Below are 17,676 nucleotides of genomic sequence, written 5' to 3'. Positions count from 1 at the left end.
CCGATGGCTAAATTAAGACATCACCTCATTGGTCCGTCATCCAAATTCGGCATTCAGGCGCCTCATTTTCTGCGTTGCAGCATATCATTATGCTGCAGTGCAAAAAAATTGAGCGCCTTCATTCTGACGGCTCAAAAATGCGCCGGTCAAAGAACACATTTGATGGCAGGATCAGACTGCCACTGGCTGACGCAACCGCCGTCGCATCGGGAATCGCCCCTTCAAGTTTTTACGAGGCACCGGGCAATTCGACCCCGGAGAGCTGCAATTCGCGACGGTAGAGATCGCTGCGAAACACTTGGGCCGCCTGTTGTTCTGCCTGAACGGGGTCCATGCCATTTCGTCTGGCCAGTTGGTGGGCGATCCACTTCGCTTGGCTGCGCCAGGGGAACGAGGCCGCTCCGTTGAAGAATTCAACAAATCCGCCAACGCGGCGCTGCTCACCCCGCGCCGAAATCGTGAGCTCGCCCAACAGCGCCCGGTCGATCAACTCAGGTGAGACGTTCTGGTCGAATGTGCGCGACAGCATTTCCGATGCGGTTGTCCGGCTCTCCGTAAGTGACAGCCACCGCCCCGCACGCCAGAGCGCGCGCATCAAGCCGCCAAGCAGATGTGGTTCGGATTCGGCCCAGTCGGTGCGCACCGCCAGTACTTTTTCCGGCGCACAGTTCCAGATCGCGCGCCCGGGCAACAGAAGTGCCCCCACCCGTTGATCCACTGAAACTGACCCCCAGGGTTCACCGACACAAAACGCATCAATCTCACCTGCTGCCAGCGCCTGCGTCATAAGAGGTGGTGGAACCGTTCGAATCTCGACTTGTCTCGACGCCAGATCGGTGCCTCCCACCCAATAGCGCAGCAGTTCGACATGCATCGAAAACGGGAATGGTACGCCAAAGATCAGCACGCTATCAGCAACCTTCGCAAGCGCCGCGCCTGCGGATTTTGCATCCTCGAAATCGAAGGCGTACCCACTGGCGCGCAGCCGCCTTTCCAGTTCCTGGCCAACACCGATTACATTTCCATTCAGTGACAGGACCGAGACCGCCGATAGGGGCGTCGCTATGCCGCCCAAACCCAATGCCATGGCAATCGGGACCGGGGATAACAGATGTGCGGCATCCACATGCCCAAAGGCCAGCATGTCTCGCAAAGACGACCACGACGGCGCCGGGCGCAGGTCCAGAGAAAGCCCTTCGGCATGGTCGAACCCCATTTCGCGCGCGACGATCAAGGGGGCTGCGTCGACGAGAGGCATGTAGGCGACCGGCAGGGTAACCGTCCTCATGACAATAGCCCCGACGCTGTCACCAATGCCTCGGCCACATCTGCAACCCGGCGATTTTGGTTCATCGCGGTCTTACGCAGCAGGGCGTAAGCCTCCTCCTCAGGCACGCCCTTGGCTTTCATGAGCAACCCCTTGGCCCTGTCGATCACTTTGCGCTCTTCCAGTGCACGGCGTGTTTCAGCCAATTCCACTCGCATCTGGCGCAGGACCTGAAACCGAGCGATTGCAGTATCAATGACTGGCTTGATGCGTTCGGCTTGCAGACCATCGACAACATATGCAGACACACCAGCCTCGACCGCTGCTTTGGCCAATCCACCTGCTGCGCCAGACACGAACATTGCAACAGGACGCTCCATCGGACCCGAAGCAACCGTCAACTCTTCCAGCATGTCACGCGATGGGTTGTCGATATCAATCAACACTATATCAGGGCTGTGCGTGGCAATCTTGCGCGCCAGTCCCGAGGCATTGCCGATCACAAAGACATCTACATCTCCAGACTCTTTCAAGGCATCGACAATAGCGAAAGCGCGATCTTGGTTCTGCTCAACGACAACGACGGTAAGATTTTGGCTCATATCCAGTCAGCTGGACCAAGGCTTCAACGATTGCAATTGGAATGCCTTTAGCCTCCGCCCCGGCCTGGCAAATATGCTCAATTTATCAGCCAATTTTTGGTGTCTTGCGGACAGACTCAGCAGATTATTTTGTGTGCGATCCAGAGCGAAATTCTGAATGTGCTGACTTCTAGAGCTGCCCGTTGTTGGTGTTTACCAAGAGTTCTATCCTATTCTAACCTGTTGCCGCGCGTAGATAAGTGGCGTTGGAATAAGCGCGCGTGTGCCTTTCTGATCAGGCTTTGCGCGTTTTCTGCGGTGCAGGAAATATCTTGGCCAATTTGCGGAGGTTTTGTGCTGTGGTGGCGAGGAGGAATTCGGCGTTGGTACCGCATGGGCCGCGTAATCGGATGCGCCCAAGGCCAAGGATGCGTTTGAGTTAAGCGAAGAGCTTCTCGACCTTTTTCCCGAGTTTCACTTACAACAATCCCTTCTTTGTTTTGGTTGTTCACCCAAAGCTAGGGCCATCCAGTCAATGGACCGGACGTGGGAACAGCCGCAGCGAACGTCTGGAAGTCCCGTGAACTCCGCTGGACCATACTGCTAAAAAACGAGCTTGCCGCGCTGCATCCGAGGTCCGGATCGAGCCCTTCTTGTCTGATGCTGAGGTCAACATGAACTAGTGCACTGCTGACCAAGTGGATAACTGATGGTCATACACGATTGTCCGCAACGCGATCAGTTGCAGCCATTGATCCTCGCAGAATTTGGGCCCAATCCGGCCCGTGTTCAATTCGACGAGGGTTTGAAGATGCGGTGTTTGGTGGTTGGCGGAACGGGCTTTCTGGGTGGAGCAATCGTTGATGCTCTAGTTGGTTCTGGACACACCCTATCTGTGCTGTCGCGGGGCGAGACAATCCGGAAGCTGCCCAACGAGACCAGCACAATTGCCAGTGATCGATATGGCGACCTTTCGGCACTAGTTGTTTGATACCTGCGCCTATTCTCCGATGTTTTCGAACACCTTCTTGACGCGGTTGGAACCGACGTCCCTCGCCATGTTTTGATTTCGTCAATCTCCGCATACGGGACCTTCTCCAAGCGCGGCCTGAACGAGAATGCCGAAGTACCCGACGCAACAGATGCGGACTTATCCGTGGCCGATGTTGATCCACCAGACAGTAAGGCTTCGGCATTCACCTAACCGCATGCTGAAGACGTGCCACCTGTTCTTCTGTCAGCCAGAATAGATTGTTCAGGATACACCCCCTGAAACCCAGGGGCGTGAATCACGCAACCGAGATGGCGGCAACCAAGTTAATGGGTCCAGAACCTAGTTTGCAGCCAAGTTCGACCAGAAAAAGCTGCGCGTGTCCCCCAAATGCCCCTCAGTCGTGGCTATTTTCGCTGGCAGTCTGGATCTACCAGCCCGTCACAACGTCAACGCTTCTAGGGTGAGCCCAATGGAGGACGGAAAAGACAACGCAATCAGTAAGACATTGCTTTTTCATATAAAAATGTCATGATTTGGTGCCCAGGAGAGGACTCGAACCTCCACGTCCATACGGACACTAGCACCTGAAGCTAGCGCGTCTACCAATTCCGCCACCTGGGCAGGTGTCGTGGGGGGGCGTTTAAGGCTGTCACGCAGGAGGGTCAACAGGAAAACCTGCCTTTGTTCAAAAAACTTGTGCACGCCGCGTTCGCGACCTGACGGCGCCTGGTTGAAAGCGAGAACCCGCATTCGTCATTGCGTCTTGTTTGCGCCTCTTGCGGGCGCTAGATCAGTATCGACGCAAAAAACGCAGGAGCCCGGAATGTCCAAGCTGGTCACAATCTATGGCGGTTCGGGATTTGTCGGACGATACATCACCCAGCGCATGGCTGAAAAAGGCTGGCGCGTGCGCGTTGCGGTGCGCCGCCCGAACGAGGCGCTGCATGTCAGGCCCTATGGTGTGGTCGGCCAGGTTGAGCCGATAGCCTGCAACATCCGCGACGACGAATCCGTCCGGCAAGTCATGCAGGGCGCGGATGCGGTGATCAACTGCGTGGGCGTCCTGAACGAACTCGGCAAGAATGACTTTGCTTCGATCCATACCGAGGGTGCCGGGCGCATTGCCCGGATTGCCGCGCAGAAAGGGATCGCCCGCATGGTGCATCTGTCGGCGATTGGGGCCAGCGCCGAGGCCGACAGCGCCTATGCAAGGAGCAAGGCAGCGGGCGAGGCCGCAGTGCGGGAACATCAGCCCGATGCCATGATCTTGCGGCCATCGATCATCTTCGGGACCGAGGATGAGTTTTTCAACCGGTTTGCCGCGATGACACGGTTTGGGCCATTCCTGCCGATCGTCGCGCCCGAGACCCTGTTTCAGCCTGTCTTCGTCGACGACGTCGCCCGTGCCGCCGTGATGGGTGTGACTGGCGTGCGTGCTGGTGTCTTCGAGCTGGGCGGGCCGGATGTGAAATCTTTCCGGGCGTTGATGCAGCTGATGCTCGACGCGATCCATCGGCGGCGGGTGATCATCGGCATGCCGATGTTCGCGGCTCGGATCATGGCCAGTGTTCTGGACATACTGAAGTTCGTGAGCTTCCAGCTGTTTCCCAATCCGATCCTGACCCGCGATCAGGTTAAGTCGCTGCGCAGCGACAATGTGGTCTCGGAAGGAGCCAAGGGCTTTGATGATCTGGGGATCGAGCCGGTGGCGATGCAGTCGGTGCTACCGGACTATCTGTGGAAATTCCGCCCCTCCGGGCAGTATGACGAGATTCAGAAGTCGGCGAAAAACCTGAAGATCTGATCAGCCATAGGCCATCGCCAGCAGGACCAGCCCAAGGACCACCCGGTAGATCACATACGGGGTGAAGCTGATGCTGCGCAGGAACCGCATCATCAGGGCCAGAGCGGCAAGAGCCGACAGGAAGGACAGCCCGGCGGCCAGCAATCCGTTTCGGATCATATCGGCATCGGCGCTGGCGGTGGCATCCGCCCAGAGAAGGATGCCCGAGGCGGCGATCGTGGGAATCGACATCAGCATCGCCAGACGCGCGCTGTCTTCACGCCCGTATCCCAGCAGCCGCGCGCCGGTGATGGTAATGCCCGACCGCGATGTGCCGGGGATCAGCGCGATCACCTGCCAAAGCCCCATGATGGCCGCGTCTCTGAGGGTCCAATCCTCTGCCTTTTTCACCTGATCTCCATTGCGATCCGCCCAATAGAGCACGATACCGAAGCCCAGCATCGTCCAGGCGATGACTTTCATCGAGCGCAGAACATCCGACAGTCCGGTGAAATGCAGTACCGCGCCGACAAGGATGATCGGCACCGTCGCGATCATCAGACCCAGCGACAGGCGCGCACCTGGCTCCTCCCACCGGCCGGCCAAGGCTGCGGGCGTGCCGCGAAGCGCCAACTGCACGTCTTGCCAGAAATAAAAGATCACGGCGCCGAGCGTACCTACATGCACGGCAACGTCGATAAACTGGCCCTGATCCGCCATCCCGGTCAGCGCTGGCAACAGAATCAGGTGGCCCGAGGACGAGACCGGCAAGAATTCAGTGATGCCCTGTATCAGCGCAACAAGAAGAATATGCAGGAGTGTCATCTGCCGAATTGCCTCTGAACCTTATTGGGAAACGGGGTATAAGTGACTGTCCCAAATGGAAAGCCTCCTTTTAGGTCCGAATAGGACCTATTATCTTACCGTGACACCGGACGACCTCGCATCGGGTGGTGAAAGAAGTGAAAATAGGTCACTATTATTGACTTTTAATTCTCCACGCCCTCGTTTATAGCATCGCTACCTAGCCAATTCATGGAGTCGAAGCTGTGGCCAAGCAACCGATGCTAAAATTCGTCCAGGTCGAACGCGATATGCCCGAGAAACGCGCGGCGACGGAACGCAGGGAAGACTTCGACGAAATCTATGCCGAATACGCGGCGGCCAAGGCCGAGGAGCAGGCCAGCCGATGCTCGCAATGCGGAGTGCCTTATTGTCAGTCGCATTGCCCGCTGCACAACAACATCCCCGATTGGCTGCGCCTGACCGCCACCGGACGGTTGGAAGAGGCCTATCAGGTCAGCCAGGCCACCAACACTTTCCCGGAAATCTGTGGTCGCATCTGCCCTCAGGACCGCCTCTGCGAAGGCAATTGCGTGATCGAGCAATCGGGCCATGGCACGGTCACCATCGGCTCGGTCGAGAAATACATCACCGACACCGCTTGGGAAAACGGATGGGTGGTCCCTGCGGTTCCGCAGCATGAGCGCGACGAAAGCGTCGGCATCATCGGTGCCGGACCAGGCGGGCTGGCCGCAGCTGACATGCTGCGTCGCGCGGGGTTCAGCGTGACAGTCTATGATCGTTATGACCGGGCCGGCGGGTTGCTGACCTATGGAATCCCCGGCTTCAAGCTGGAAAAGGACGTGGTGATGCGCCGGATCGACCAGTTGGAGAAATCCGGGGTCGAGTTCGTGCTGAACTGCGATGTGGACGCCGATATCTTTGCGGCGATCCATGCCGAACACAACGCGGTCATCATTGCCACCGGCGTTTACAAAAGCCGCGACATCCAGATGCCGGGCAGCGGTCTGGCCGGGATGGAAAAGGCGATCGACTATCTCACCGCCTCCAACCGCAAGAGCTTTGGCGACGCGGTCGAGGAATTCGATAGCGGCCGCTACGACGCCGAAGGCAAACGGGTTGTCGTGATCGGCGGTGGCGATACCGCGATGGACTGCGTACGCACCGCGATCCGGCAGGGCGCGACCTCGGTCAAATGCCTTTATCGCCGCGACCGTGCTAACATGCCCGGCTCGCAGCGCGAAGTCGCCAATGCCGAGGAAGAAGGCGTGGTGTTCGAATGGCTGAGCGCGCCCAAGGGCTTTACCGGCAATGACGCGGTCGAAGGCGTGATGGTCCAGAAAATGCGCCTGGGCCAGCCCGACGCCTCGGGCCGTCAGGCCCCCGAGGTGATCGAGGGCGCGGATTACGTTGAAGAGGCCGATCTGGTCATCAAGGCACTGGGATTCGAACCCGAGGACCTGCCGAAACTGTTCGGCCAGGCCGATCTGCCGGTCACCCGTTGGGGTACGGTCAAGGCGGCATTCCGCACCGGTGCGACCGATATGGACGGGGTCTACGCGATCGGCGACATCGTGCGTGGGGCCAGCCTTGTGGTCTGGGCGATCCGCGACGGGCGCGATTGTGCCGAAGCGATCATCGAGAAATTCAACGCCCCGCTTTCGGTCGCGGCCGAGTGAACGCCGCCAGCCCGATGATCCGGCCGCAAAGTCGGAAATCGACCATGAAAGCAAAAGGAGCAGGCTCATGAGCAAGCTTACAGGACAGTGCATGTGCGGTGCCGTGACCGTCACCGCGACAGCGGCCAAGGGGTCCTTGGGCGCCTGCCACTGCGACATGTGCCGCCGTTGGACCAGTTCGATGCTGATCACATTTCCGGCCGAACCAGGATACACCGCTGACGGCCCGGTGCGCAGCTTCACTTCGTCCGACTGGGCCGAGCGCGCGTTCTGCGAAAGATGCGGATCGGCGCTCTGGTACCGCATCACCGCGCCCGGCGAGATGCATGGGCAAACGCAGATCGCAGCCGGGTTGTTCGACAATGCCGCCAGCGGAGATCTGAAGCTGGAGCTCTATATCGATCGGAAACCGCAGGGCTACGCCTTTGCCGGGGACCGCAGACAAATGACCGAAGCCGACGTCATCGCAATGTTCGCCCCTTCGGAGCAAGGAGATAGCCAATGACCAAATATGACGCCAACTGGGTCCGCGCCGAAGAAGAAAAGCGCAATTGGATGGCCGAAAACGGTCTCTATTCCGAGGAAGAAGAGCATTCTTCCTGCGGGGTTGGCCTTGTCGTGTCCGTCGGTGGCAAGAAAAGCCGCAAGGTGGTCGAGGCGGGCATCGACGCGCTCAAGGCGATCTGGCACCGGGGGGCTGTGGATGCCGATGGCAAGACCGGCGACGGCGCCGGTATCCATGTGCAGATCCCGGTTCCGTTCTTCTATGACCAGATCGAACGCACCGGCCACACGCCGGACAAGAACCAACTGATCGCAGTTGGTCAGGTCTTTCTGCCGCGCACTGATTTTGGCGCGCAGGAAACCTGCCGGACCATTGTGGAAACCGAAGTTCTGCGCATGGGCTATTACATCTATGGCTGGCGTCACGTGCCTGTGGATGTGACCTGCCTGGGTGACAAGGCCAATGCCACCCGCCCCGAGATCGAACAAATCCTGATCTCGAACTCCAAGGGCGTCGACGAAGAAACCTTCGAGCGCGAGCTTTATGTCATCCGCCGCCGGATCGAAAAGGCTGTGGCAAGCGCCGCGGTGACCGGGCTTTATGTCGCGTCGCTCAGCTGCCGGTCGATCATCTACAAGGGCATGATGCTGGCCGAACAGGTGGCCGTGTTCTACCCCGACCTGATGGATGAGCGGTTCGAGAGTTCGTTCGCGATCTATCACCAGCGCTATTCGACCAACACCTTCCCGCAATGGTGGCTAGCGCAGCCGTTCCGCATGCTGGCCCATAACGGCGAGATCAACACGCTCAAGGGCAACACCAACTGGATGAAAAGCCACGAGATCCGCATGGCCTCCAGCGCCTTCGGGGACTATGCTGAGGATATCAAGCCGATCATTGCGGGCGGATCGTCGGACTCGGCGGCGCTGGATTCGGTGTTTGAGGTTCTGGTTCGCGCGGGACGCTCGGCGCCGATGGCAAAAACCATGCTGGTACCCGAAAGCTGGTCGAAACAGGCTGTGGAACTGCCGCAGGCCTGGCGCGATATGTATTCCTATTGCAATTCGGTGATGGAACCTTGGGACGGTCCGGCGGCGTTGGCCATGACCGACGGGCGCTGGGTCTGCGCCGGGCTTGACCGCAACGGCTTGCGCCCGATGCGCTATGTGATCACCGGCGATGGGCTGGTCATCGCGGGGTCCGAGGCGGGCATGGTGCCCACCGACGAGGCGAATGTGGTCGAAAAAGGCGCGCTGGGCCCCGGTCAAATGCTGGCCGTCGACATGAAGAAAGGCAAGGTGTTCCGCGACAAGCAGATCAAGGACAAGCTGGCGCGCGCGCTGCCCTTCGGCGACTGGGTCAAGAAAATCAGCGATCTGGATGACAAGCTGGTCGAGATCGAGGAAAAGCCGCTCTTTACTGGCGAGCAGCTGCGTAAGCGGCAGATCGCAGCGGGCTATTCGATCGAGGAACTGGAACAGATACTTGTGCCCATGTGCGAGGACGGCAAAGAGGCGCTGGCCTCGATGGGCGATGACACGCCCTCGGCGGTTCTGTCGAAACAGTACCGTCCGCTCAGCCATTTCTTCCGGCAGAATTTCAGCCAGGTCACGAACCCGCCGATCGACAGCCTGCGAGAATACCGGGTGATGTCGCTCAAGACGCGGTTCGGCAACCTCAAGAACGTGCTGGACGAGGATAGCAGCCAGACCGAGATCATCGTTTTGGGCAGCCCGTTTGTCGGAAACGCGCAATGGGACACGCTGGTGGAAAGCTTCAACTCGACCGTGACCGAGATCGACTGCAGCTTTGAGCCGGGCACCGGAGCGTTGAGCGCGGCACTGGCGCGTATTCGCGCAGAGGCGGAAGAGGCCGTGCGCTCGGGCTCGGGGCACCTGATCCTGACCGATCAGCATGCCAGCGCCGAGCGCGTGGGCATGCCGATGATCCTGTCGACCAGTGCTGTGCATTCGCATCTGACCCGCAAGGGGCTGCGCACCTTCTGCTCGCTCAACGTGCGATCGGCGGAATGTCTTGATCCGCATTATTTCGCGGTGCTGATCGGCTGTGGTGCCACCGTAGTGAACGCCTATTTGGCCGAGGACAGCATTGCCGACCGCGTCACGCGCGGCCTTATAGATGGGTCGCTGACCGAGAACGTGATACGCTATCGCGAGGCGGTTGATCAGGGGCTGCTCAAGATCATGTCCAAGATGGGCATCTCGGTGATCTCGTCTTATCGCGGTGGCTTGAACTTCGAGGCGGTTGGCCTCAGCCGTGCCATGGTGGCGGAATATTTCCCCGGCATGATCAGTCGTATTTCCGGCATCGGCGTGACCGGTATTCAGTCCAAGGCCGAAGAGATCCACGCCAAGGGCTGGACATCGGGTCTGGATGTGCTGCCCATCGGCGGTTTCTACAAGGCGCGCCAGTCGGGTGAAACCCATGCCTGGGAAGCGACCTCAATGCATATGATGCAGATGGCGTGCAACCGGGCATCCTATGAGCTGTGGAAGCAATATTCGTCCAAGATGCAGGCCAACCCGCCGATCCATCTGCGCGACCTGCTGGATTTCAAACCGTTGGGCCAGCCGATTGCGCTGGAAGAGGTCGAAAGCATCACTGCGATCCGCAAACGCTTCGTGACGCCGGGCATGAGCCTGGGCGCGCTCAGCCCTGAGGCACACAAGACCCTGAACGTGGCGATGAACCGGATCGGCGCCAAGTCCGACTCCGGTGAGGGCGGCGAAGATCCGGCACATTTCGTGCCGGAATCCAATGGTGACAACCCCTCCGCCAAGATCAAGCAGGTGGCCTCGGGCCGGTTTGGCGTGACCGCCGAATACCTCAACCATTGCGAAGAGCTTGAGATCAAGGTGGCCCAAGGCGCCAAGCCCGGCGAAGGTGGGCAGCTGCCCGGCATGAAGGTCACCGACCTGATCGCGCGGCTGCGCCATTCGACCAAGGGCGTGACGCTGATTTCACCACCGCCGCATCACGACATCTACTCGATCGAGGATCTGGCGCAGCTGATCTATGATCTCAAGCAGATCAACCCACGCTGCAAGGTGACGGTGAAACTGGTGGCCTCCTCGGGCGTGGGCACGATTGCCGCAGGTGTCGCCAAGGCCAAGGCCGATATTATCCTGATTTCGGGCCATAATGGCGGAACCGGGGCCTCGCCTGCCACCTCGATCAAACATGCCGGTCTTCCATGGGAGATGGGCCTGACCGAGGCGCATCAGGTGCTTGCGATGAACAACTTGCGCGACCGCGTGACCCTTCGGACCGATGGTGGACTGCGCACCGGGCGCGACATCGTCATGGCCGCGATGTTGGGGGCCGAGGAATACGGGATCGGCACCGCAGCCCTGATCGCCATGGGCTGCATCATGGTGCGCCAGTGCCAATCCAACACTTGCCCCGTCGGCGTCTGCACCCAGGACCCGGCACTGCGCGACCGCTTCACCGGCAATGCCGACAAGGTGGTCAACCTGATCACCTTCTACGCCCAGGAAGTGCGCGAGATTCTGGCCTCGCTCGGTGCGCGCAGCCTCGATGAGGTGATCGGGCGCGCCGATCTTCTGGCCCAGGTCAGCCGTGGCTCGGCGCATCTGGACGATCTGGACCTCAACCCGCTGTTGATCACCGTCGATGGCGCCGCCGACATCGTCTATAACCGCGACAAGGAGCGCAACGCGGTGCCCGACACGCTGGATGCCGAGATTGTCCGCGACGCGGCCCGTTTCCTGCGCGACGGCGAGAAGATGCAGCTGTCTTATGCGGTGCAGAACACACACCGGACGGTGGGCACGCGCATTTCCAGCCACATCGTGCAAAACTTCGGGATGCGCAACGCGTTCCAGCCCGATCACTTGCATGTCAAGCTGCAGGGCTCTGCCGGACAGTCGCTGGGGGCCTTCGCAGCTCCGGGGCTCAAGCTGGAAGTATCGGGTGATGCCAATGACTATGTGGGCAAGGGCCTTTCGGGCGGCACTATCGTCGTGCGCCCGCCGCAGGTCAGCCCGCTGAAAGCGGATGAGAACACTATCGTCGGCAACACCGTTCTCTATGGCGCGACCGACGGGTATCTCTTTGCCGCGGGCCGCGCCGGAGAACGCTTTGCGGTGCGCAACTCGGGCGCGCAGGTGGTGATCGAAGGCTGCGGCTCGAACGGATGTGAATACATGACCGGAGGCGTGGCCGTCATTCTGGGCGGGATCGGGGCCAACTTCGGCGCTGGCATGACCGGCGGGATGGCCTATCTCTATGATCCCGACGGCAAGGCAGAATCGCTGATGAACATGGAAACACTGGTGACCTGCCCGGTCACGGTGCCCCATTGGGAATATCAGCTCAAAGGTCTGCTCGAGCGTCATCTGGAGGAAACCCGCAGCCAGAAGGCCGCCGATATCCTGCAGCACTGGGAGATCGAGCGCGGCAAGTTCCTGCAGGTCTGCCCGACCGAGATGCTTAACAAGCTGCCGCAACCGCTGACTGGCGAGGCCGAGGCGGTCCCGGCGGAGTAACCCGACCTTTGCGAGAGATGTTCATACAGGCCCCGACCCTCCGGGGCCTGTTTCGTTTTGCAGGGGGCGCTGCAGCCCCGCCCCGCTGCGCCGCAGGATCAGGTTCAGCTTGTCGAAGCTGTCGGTGATCCCGCCCGACTCAGGGCGCGCAAAAAATGCATCCAGTTCCGGCCAGACCTGAACCGCCTGATCCAGTTGCGGGTTCGAACCTGTGGAGTAAAGCCCGGCATTGATCATCACTTCGGATTGCTCATAAGTGCTGAGCAGGCGGCGCGCCTCGTTGATGGCGGCGTTCTCAGCCTCACTCGCCGCACCCGGCAGGCTGCGCGAGACCGAGCGGCTGACATCGATGGCCGGAAAGCGCCCGCGCTCGGCAATCTCTCGAGACAGCACGATATGGCCGTCCAGAACTCCGCGCAGGATATCAGCTACCGGTTCGTCCATATCCGAGCCAGCGACCAGAACGCTGAACACAGCCGTGATATCGCCCTGTCCTGCCTTTCCGGGGCCGGCCCGTTCGCACAGACCGGTGATCAATGGCGTGACCGAAGGCGGGTGGCCGCGCAGGGCGGGCAGCTCTCCGGTGGCCACGGCAATCTCGCGATGTGCTTCAGCAAAGCGAGTGATCGAATCGACCAGAAACAACACGTTCAAACCACTGTCGCGCAGCGATTCCGCGACCGCCATGGCGGACCAGGCACAGCGCCGCCGCATCAGTGCCGACATGTCCGAGGTGGCCGCCACCACGATCGCGCGATCCATCGCCTCGGGGCCCAGCGTGTGTTCCACAAATTCGTTCACTTCGCGCCCGCGCTCGCCGACCAGCGCCACAACAACCGCATCCGCTTGCATCGACTTGGCCAACGTGCCCAGTAGTGAGGATTTGCCCACACCAGACCCCGCGAACAGCCCCACCCGCTGCCCGCGCACAATCGGCAGCATCGTATTCAGCAGTGTTACCCCGGTGGGCAGCCGCTCGCCCAGGGCCTTGCGCTCGACAGCATTTGGCGGCAACGCGGTCAGGTTGCAGGTATGTTCGCCACGCAACAGCGGCCTGCCATCCAGCGCTCGGCCCAGCGGGTCGACGACGCGGCCCAGCCAGTGCGAGCCGGGAGCAAAGGCCGGGACCGGGATCAACACGGCCGCATCTCCCACCGCCACGGTGTCAGGTGCCATATCCGGCAGCATCCGAATCTCGTCATCATTGATCTGCAACACTTCACCCGCCAGCGGTGTGAGTGCCTTGCGCCTGACCTTGATCTGGTCGCCGATCCGGGCCTTTCCCGACAAGCAGGTGATCCCGAGGGTTCCGCCTCCCACATGCTTCACCCGCCCTAAATGGCGCATGGGGCTTAACGCATCGAATGTGGCGGTCAGGCTTGCTGGGTTTGCAGCGGTCATCGTGCGCTCCGGTAGGTTGTTGCAAACCGTTTCTAAACGAATCGGGGTTAAGCCTTGATTGAAACGGATCGAGGGAGAAGCCCCGGTGTTCACAAAACTGAACGTATTTGCGACGGCCCATGCGATGGCCACACATGCTGGTCACCGGCACGCCGTCATTGCCCGCAACATGGCCCATGCTGACACGCCCGGCTACAAAGCCCAGGATGTAAAAACCTTTGGCACGCTGGTGAGCGAAAGTAGCGACGGGTCGCTGTTCCGCAAGACCCGCAGCACACATATGCACGGGCAGGACGGCCTCGACTGGAAATCCGCCGAATTCACTGCAGACGCCCCGGCGGACCCCAATGGCAACAGCGTCTCGATCGAGGAACAAATGCTGAACGCGGTCGATGCGAAACGTCAGCATGACCAGGCGATGGCGATCTATAAATCGGCGCTGACGGTATTGCGAACCGGTCTTGGACGCGGGTGAGGGGGGCAGACATGAACGAATTCTCCAATACGCTGAAGGTTACCGCCAGCGCGTTGCGCGCCCAGGCGATGCGGCTGCGTCACACCGCCGAAAACATCTCGAACGCAGATACGCCGGGTTACCGGCGCAAGACGGTGCCGTTCGAATCGATGACCGGTTCGGGGGACGGGGTTGATCTGGTCAAGACCGGGCGCGTGCGCCTTGATGGCGGCAGGCTGCCGCGCATTCACGACCCGGCGCACCCGATGGCGGATGCCAACGGGCACTATCAAGGGTCCAACGTCAATTTGATGCTGGAAATCGCCGACGCCCGCGAGGCGCAACGCAGCTATGAGGCCAATCTCAAAATGTTCGATCAGGCGCGGCAGATGTCCGCGTCGCTAATGGATCTTCTCAGGAAATAAAGGACAGCCAGAATGGATATCCAATCACTTTCGGCGGCGCAGAGCTATGCTTCTGCCCGTCCGGCAACCAAGCCCAACCCCGCCCCAGAAGGCGCGGGCTTGGGCGGTGCGTTCCAGGACTTCGCAAGCACTCTGCGCCAAAGCGAGGCGCTATCAGAATCGGCCATGACCGGGCAGGCCGACCCGCACGCGCTGGTTCAGGCGTTGGCACAGACCGAGCTTGCCGTCGAAACGGCAGTGACCGTACGCAACAAGGTGGTCGAGGCCTATCAGGAAATCCTGAGGATGCCGGTCTGAGCCATGCTGAGTGAAGGTCAGTTTTATGACGTGTTGCGCCAATCGCTGTGGATCGCGGTCATCACCTCGGTGCCCATCCTGACAGTTGCGTTGGTCACCGGGTTGGTCGTGGGCCTGTTTCAGGCGCTGACCTCGATCCAGGAAATGACACTGACCTTCGTGCCCAAGCTGGCCGCGATTGTGGTCGTATTCTGGATGTCGATGGGCTTCATGACGCAAACGCTGGTCTCGTTCTTTCAGGCCACGGTTCTGACACTGATTATCGGAGGCAATTGATGGATACCGCCGGATATGCCGCGCTGTCGCGCCAGGTGGGTCTGAGGAACGAGATCCGGGTCGTCGCCAACAACATCGCCAATCTCGCCACCGCAGGCTACCGGCAGGAAGGCATCGTGTTTTCCGAATTCGTGCAGGATACCGGCGGCCACGCATCGGTCTCGATGAGCCGCGGACAGGTGCGCAACACCTCGTTCGCGCAAGGCGTGCTGACCCAGACCGGCGGGCGTTTTGATTTTGCCATCGAGGGCGACGGGTTCTTCCTGCTCGAAACCCCTTCGGGCGAACGGCTGACCCGCGCCGGAAGTTTCAGCGCCAATGCGCAGGGAGATCTGGTGGGCGCCGAAGGGCACCGGGTGCTCGACCCCGGTGGTGCGCCGGTCTTCATCCCGCCTGATGCGGCTACAGTCAGCGTCTCTGCCGACGGCACGATAAGTGCCGATGGCCAGTTGGTGGGACAGATCGGTGTATTCGCCCCGCTCGACCGCAACGACCTAGTCCGCGAAGGGGGAGTGCTGTTCCAATCCGATGGCGGGTTCGAACCGGCGGATACCGCCACGATCCTGCAAGGGTTTGTGGAAGGTTCGAACGTCAATGCGGTCGGACAAATGGCGCGGATGGTCGAGATTCAGCGCGCTTATGAACTGGGCCAGAGCTTTCTGGATGCCGAAGACAAACGTATCCGCGACGCCGTCAAGGCGTTGCTGCGATAGATCACAAGCAAGGAGCGACCGATGCGTGCCCTGAAAATTGCCGCCACCGGCATGACCGCCCAACAGATGCGGGTCGAGACAATTTCAAACAACCTCGCGAACATGAACACCACCGGCTACAATGCCCGTCGGGCTGAGTTTGCCGATCTGCACTACCAGCAGATGGTACGGCCGGGCAGTGTGAACGCCTCAGACGGTACCATGCTGCCGACCGGGGTGCAGCTTGGCCTTGGGGTGCGGCCCGCAGCGGTGTCGATGCAGGTGGAGCAAGGTGCGCTTTCGGCCACTGGCAACGAGCTGGATATGGCCATCGACGGACGCGGCTATCTTGAAGTGACGCTTCCCTCGGGTGCTGCGGCCTATACCCGTGATGGTGGCCTGAAACGCTCTGCCGATGGGTTGATCGTGACCTCGGATGGCTTTCCGGTCACGCCCGAGATCACGATCCCCGAGGATGCGCGGTCGATCTCGATCAACGGCTCTGGTGAGGTTTACGCTTATTTCGAGGACACCGCCGAAGGGCAGCTTCTGGGTCAGCTCAGCTTGTCGAGCTTTACCAATGCCAAGGGGCTTGAGGCGGTCGGAAGCAACCTCTTCCGCGAAACCGAAGCATCCGGAGCGCCCACCGTGGCCACCCCGGGCGAAGACGGGCTTGGCACATTGCGGCAGGGGTATCTGGAAGACAGCTCGGTCGATGCGGTGCGCGAGATTACTGAATTAATCGAAGCCCAGCGTGGTTACGAAATGAATGCCAAAGTCATCTCGGCAGTCGACCAGATGATGGGCGCGACAACGCAGGTGCGCTGATGAAAAGGTCTCTCGTACTTGTCGGACTGCTCGCCGCCCTGCCCGCGCAAGGCGATATTGTGATGCCCAACCGCACGATCCGCGCCAAGGAGCTGATCTCGCCCACCGACCTCGTTCAGGAGCCGGGCGAGATGCCGGGCGTCTACGGCCACCCCGCCGAAGTGGTCGGCTATGAGGCGCGGGTAACGCTCTATCCGGGTCGTCCCATACGCGCCGGTGACGTCGTACCGCCGGCCATCGTGGATCGCAATGACCTGGTGTCATTGATTTTTGCCCATAGCGGTCTCACCATCACCGCCGATGGCCGCGCCTTGGGGCGCGGCGCAGTGGGCGACACGATCCGCGTGATGAACCTGTCATCGCGCACCACCCTGTCCGGCCGGATCCTGGCCGATGGCCGCATTGAGGTAAACTGATGAAACTGTCCAAACCCGCGCTTCTTCTTCTGAGTTTTGGTATGTTGCAGATCGCTTGCGGTCGGCTCGACCATCTCGGGCGTCCGCCCAGCCTTTCGGACAACGAGGATTCCCCCGAACAGGTGGCTATGCTGTGGCCAGGATTGCCGCTGCACGCGCCCGATCAACGCTCGGTCGATCAAGCCTCGCTCTGGAGCGGTGGCCAAAGGTCGCTTCTTGGCGACCGGCGGGCGATGAAAAAGGGCGACATCCTGACGGTGGTGATCGAAATCGACGAAAAAGCCGAGATCTCGAACGGTACCAGGCGATCACGCGGCGGATCGGAATCGCTGGAGGTGGCGGAACTCTTTGGGGCTCCGCAGAAGCTGCAGGACAAACTCCCGGAGGGGGCATCGCTGGCGGATGCGGTCTCAATCGACAGTCAAAGCAAAAACACAGGGCAAGGCTCGGTCAAACGCAAGGAAAAGTTAACGTTGCGCGTTGCGGCCACTGTGGTCAACGTTTTGCCGAACGGCGTGTTGTCGATCAGCGGGTCGCAAGAGTTGCGGGTCAATTTCGAACTGCGCGAATTGCTGGTGTCAGGCTTTGTGCGGCCCGAAGACATCTCGCGGCAAAACCAGATCACCTATGACAAGATCGCTTCGGCCCGCGTGTCTTACGGCGGCAGAGGTCAACTCACCGACGCCCAGCAGGCGCGGTATGGCCAGCAAGTGCTGGATGCCGTTCTGCCGTTCTGAGGGTTTAG

The 17,676-nt window shown here is 60.3% G+C and carries 16 protein-coding genes, 1 tRNA gene and 2 pseudogenes; 13 read left to right on the top strand and 6 right to left on the bottom strand.

What is annotated here, in order from left to right:
* Window positions 1-118: 118 nt before the first annotated feature.
* From AB1E33_RS20035 to AB1E33_RS20025, 3 genes and pseudogenes are all read right to left on the bottom strand, one after another.
* Window positions 119-1,288: pseudogene (locus AB1E33_RS20035) on the bottom strand (ABC transporter substrate-binding protein).
* Window positions 1,285-1,869: an ANTAR domain-containing response regulator gene (locus AB1E33_RS20030; RefSeq protein ID WP_372579029.1), complete on the bottom strand. Its 585-nt coding sequence runs from the start codon at window positions 1,867-1,869 to the stop codon at window positions 1,285-1,287. Before AB1E33_RS20030 ends, AB1E33_RS20035 begins: the two are co-directional and overlap by 4 nt.
* A 274-nt stretch (window positions 1,870-2,143) precedes the next feature.
* Window positions 2,144-2,326, bottom strand: a pseudogene (locus AB1E33_RS20025) (transposase); the annotation flags it as partial.
* Window positions 2,327-2,557: 231 nt separating this feature from the next.
* Between AB1E33_RS20025 and AB1E33_RS20020 the strand changes: the two are divergent.
* Window positions 2,558-2,839, top strand: coding sequence for an NAD-dependent epimerase/dehydratase family protein (locus tag AB1E33_RS20020; RefSeq protein ID WP_372579028.1), 282 nt, complete (start codon window positions 2,558-2,560; stop codon window positions 2,837-2,839).
* A gap of 537 nt (window positions 2,840-3,376) precedes the next feature.
* Here AB1E33_RS20020 and AB1E33_RS20015 read toward each other — a convergent pair.
* Window positions 3,377-3,463: transfer RNA gene (locus AB1E33_RS20015), tRNA-Leu, on the bottom strand.
* Window positions 3,464-3,665: 202 nt separating this feature from the next.
* Here AB1E33_RS20015 and AB1E33_RS20010 point away from each other — a divergent pair.
* Window positions 3,666-4,646 (top strand): complex I NDUFA9 subunit family protein, encoded by a 981-nt coding sequence (locus tag AB1E33_RS20010; protein ID WP_372579027.1) that lies wholly within the window; start codon window positions 3,666-3,668, stop codon window positions 4,644-4,646.
* Here the strand turns inward: AB1E33_RS20010 and AB1E33_RS20005 are convergent, their stop codons facing one another.
* Window positions 4,647-5,450: an undecaprenyl-diphosphate phosphatase gene (locus AB1E33_RS20005; RefSeq protein WP_372579026.1), complete on the bottom strand. Its 804-nt coding sequence runs from the start codon at window positions 5,448-5,450 to the stop codon at window positions 4,647-4,649.
* Between the two features lie 224 nt (window positions 5,451-5,674).
* Between AB1E33_RS20005 and AB1E33_RS20000 the strand changes: the two genes are divergently transcribed.
* The 3 genes from AB1E33_RS20000 (at window position 5,675) to gltB (ending at window position 12,142) form a co-directional block, all read left to right on the top strand.
* Window positions 5,675-7,108, top strand: a complete 1,434-nt coding sequence (locus AB1E33_RS20000) for an NAD(P)-dependent oxidoreductase (protein WP_372579025.1) — start codon at window positions 5,675-5,677, stop codon at window positions 7,106-7,108.
* 67 nt (window positions 7,109-7,175) lie between these two features.
* Complete coding sequence (locus AB1E33_RS19995) at window positions 7,176-7,613, top strand: GFA family protein (protein ID WP_372579024.1); 438 nt, start codon at window positions 7,176-7,178, stop codon at window positions 7,611-7,613.
* Window positions 7,610-12,142 carry a glutamate synthase large subunit gene (gltB, locus tag AB1E33_RS19990; protein ID WP_372579023.1) on the top strand — a complete coding sequence of 1,511 codons (4,533 nt, stop codon included), beginning with the start codon at window positions 7,610-7,612 and terminating at the stop codon, window positions 12,140-12,142. Before AB1E33_RS19995 ends, gltB begins: the two co-directional genes overlap by 4 nt.
* A 21-nt stretch (window positions 12,143-12,163) precedes the next feature.
* Here gltB and AB1E33_RS19985 read toward each other — a convergent pair whose 3' ends face one another.
* Window positions 12,164-13,543 (bottom strand): FliI/YscN family ATPase, encoded by a 1,380-nt coding sequence (locus AB1E33_RS19985; protein WP_372579022.1) that lies wholly within the window; start codon window positions 13,541-13,543, stop codon window positions 12,164-12,166.
* 85 nt (window positions 13,544-13,628) lie between these two features.
* Between AB1E33_RS19985 and AB1E33_RS19980 the strand changes: the two genes are divergently transcribed.
* Genes AB1E33_RS19980 through flgH form a run of 8 tightly spaced genes read left to right on the top strand, consistent with a single transcriptional unit; the run spans window position 13,629 to window position 17,668 of the window.
* Complete coding sequence (locus AB1E33_RS19980; protein WP_372579021.1) at window positions 13,629-14,018, top strand: FlgB family protein; 390 nt, start codon at window positions 13,629-13,631, stop codon at window positions 14,016-14,018.
* A gap of 11 nt (window positions 14,019-14,029) precedes the next feature.
* Window positions 14,030-14,422, top strand: a complete 393-nt coding sequence (gene flgC / locus AB1E33_RS19975; RefSeq protein ID WP_372579020.1) for a flagellar basal body rod protein FlgC — start codon at window positions 14,030-14,032, stop codon at window positions 14,420-14,422.
* A gap of 12 nt (window positions 14,423-14,434) precedes the next feature.
* Complete coding sequence (fliE, locus tag AB1E33_RS19970) at window positions 14,435-14,719, top strand: flagellar hook-basal body complex protein FliE (protein ID WP_372579019.1); 285 nt, start codon at window positions 14,435-14,437, stop codon at window positions 14,717-14,719.
* 3 nt (window positions 14,720-14,722) lie between these two features.
* Window positions 14,723-14,995, top strand: a complete 273-nt coding sequence (locus AB1E33_RS19965; protein ID WP_372579018.1) for a flagellar biosynthetic protein FliQ — start codon at window positions 14,723-14,725, stop codon at window positions 14,993-14,995.
* On the top strand, window positions 14,995-15,708 hold the full coding sequence (locus AB1E33_RS19960; protein ID WP_372579017.1) for a flagellar hook-basal body complex protein: 714 nt from the start codon (window positions 14,995-14,997) through the stop codon (window positions 15,706-15,708). Before AB1E33_RS19965 ends, AB1E33_RS19960 begins: the two co-directional genes overlap by 1 nt.
* A gap of 21 nt (window positions 15,709-15,729) precedes the next feature.
* Entirely contained in the window at window positions 15,730-16,515 is a 786-nt protein-coding gene (gene flgG, locus AB1E33_RS19955; protein WP_372579016.1) for a flagellar basal-body rod protein FlgG, read from the top strand.
* Window positions 16,515-16,931: a flagellar basal body P-ring formation chaperone FlgA gene (flgA, locus tag AB1E33_RS19950; protein ID WP_372579015.1), complete on the top strand. Its 417-nt coding sequence runs from the start codon at window positions 16,515-16,517 to the stop codon at window positions 16,929-16,931. The genes flgG and flgA overlap by 1 nt, the downstream gene beginning before the upstream one ends.
* The gene (gene flgH / locus AB1E33_RS19945; protein ID WP_372579014.1) at window positions 16,931-17,668 is read left to right on the top strand and encodes a flagellar basal body L-ring protein FlgH; all 738 of its coding nucleotides are present in this window, start codon (window positions 16,931-16,933) and stop codon (window positions 17,666-17,668) included. The genes flgA and flgH overlap by 1 nt, the downstream gene beginning before the upstream one ends.
* Window positions 17,669-17,676 lie beyond the last annotated feature (8 nt).

Origin of the sequence: Ruegeria hyattellae, from assembly GCF_041537925.1 — a bacterium.
Classification (GTDB): Bacteria; Pseudomonadota; Alphaproteobacteria; order Rhodobacterales; family Rhodobacteraceae; genus Ruegeria_C.
The sequence above is the reverse complement of the archived record's forward strand: the minus strand, read 5'-3'. Positions and strand labels throughout refer to the sequence as shown.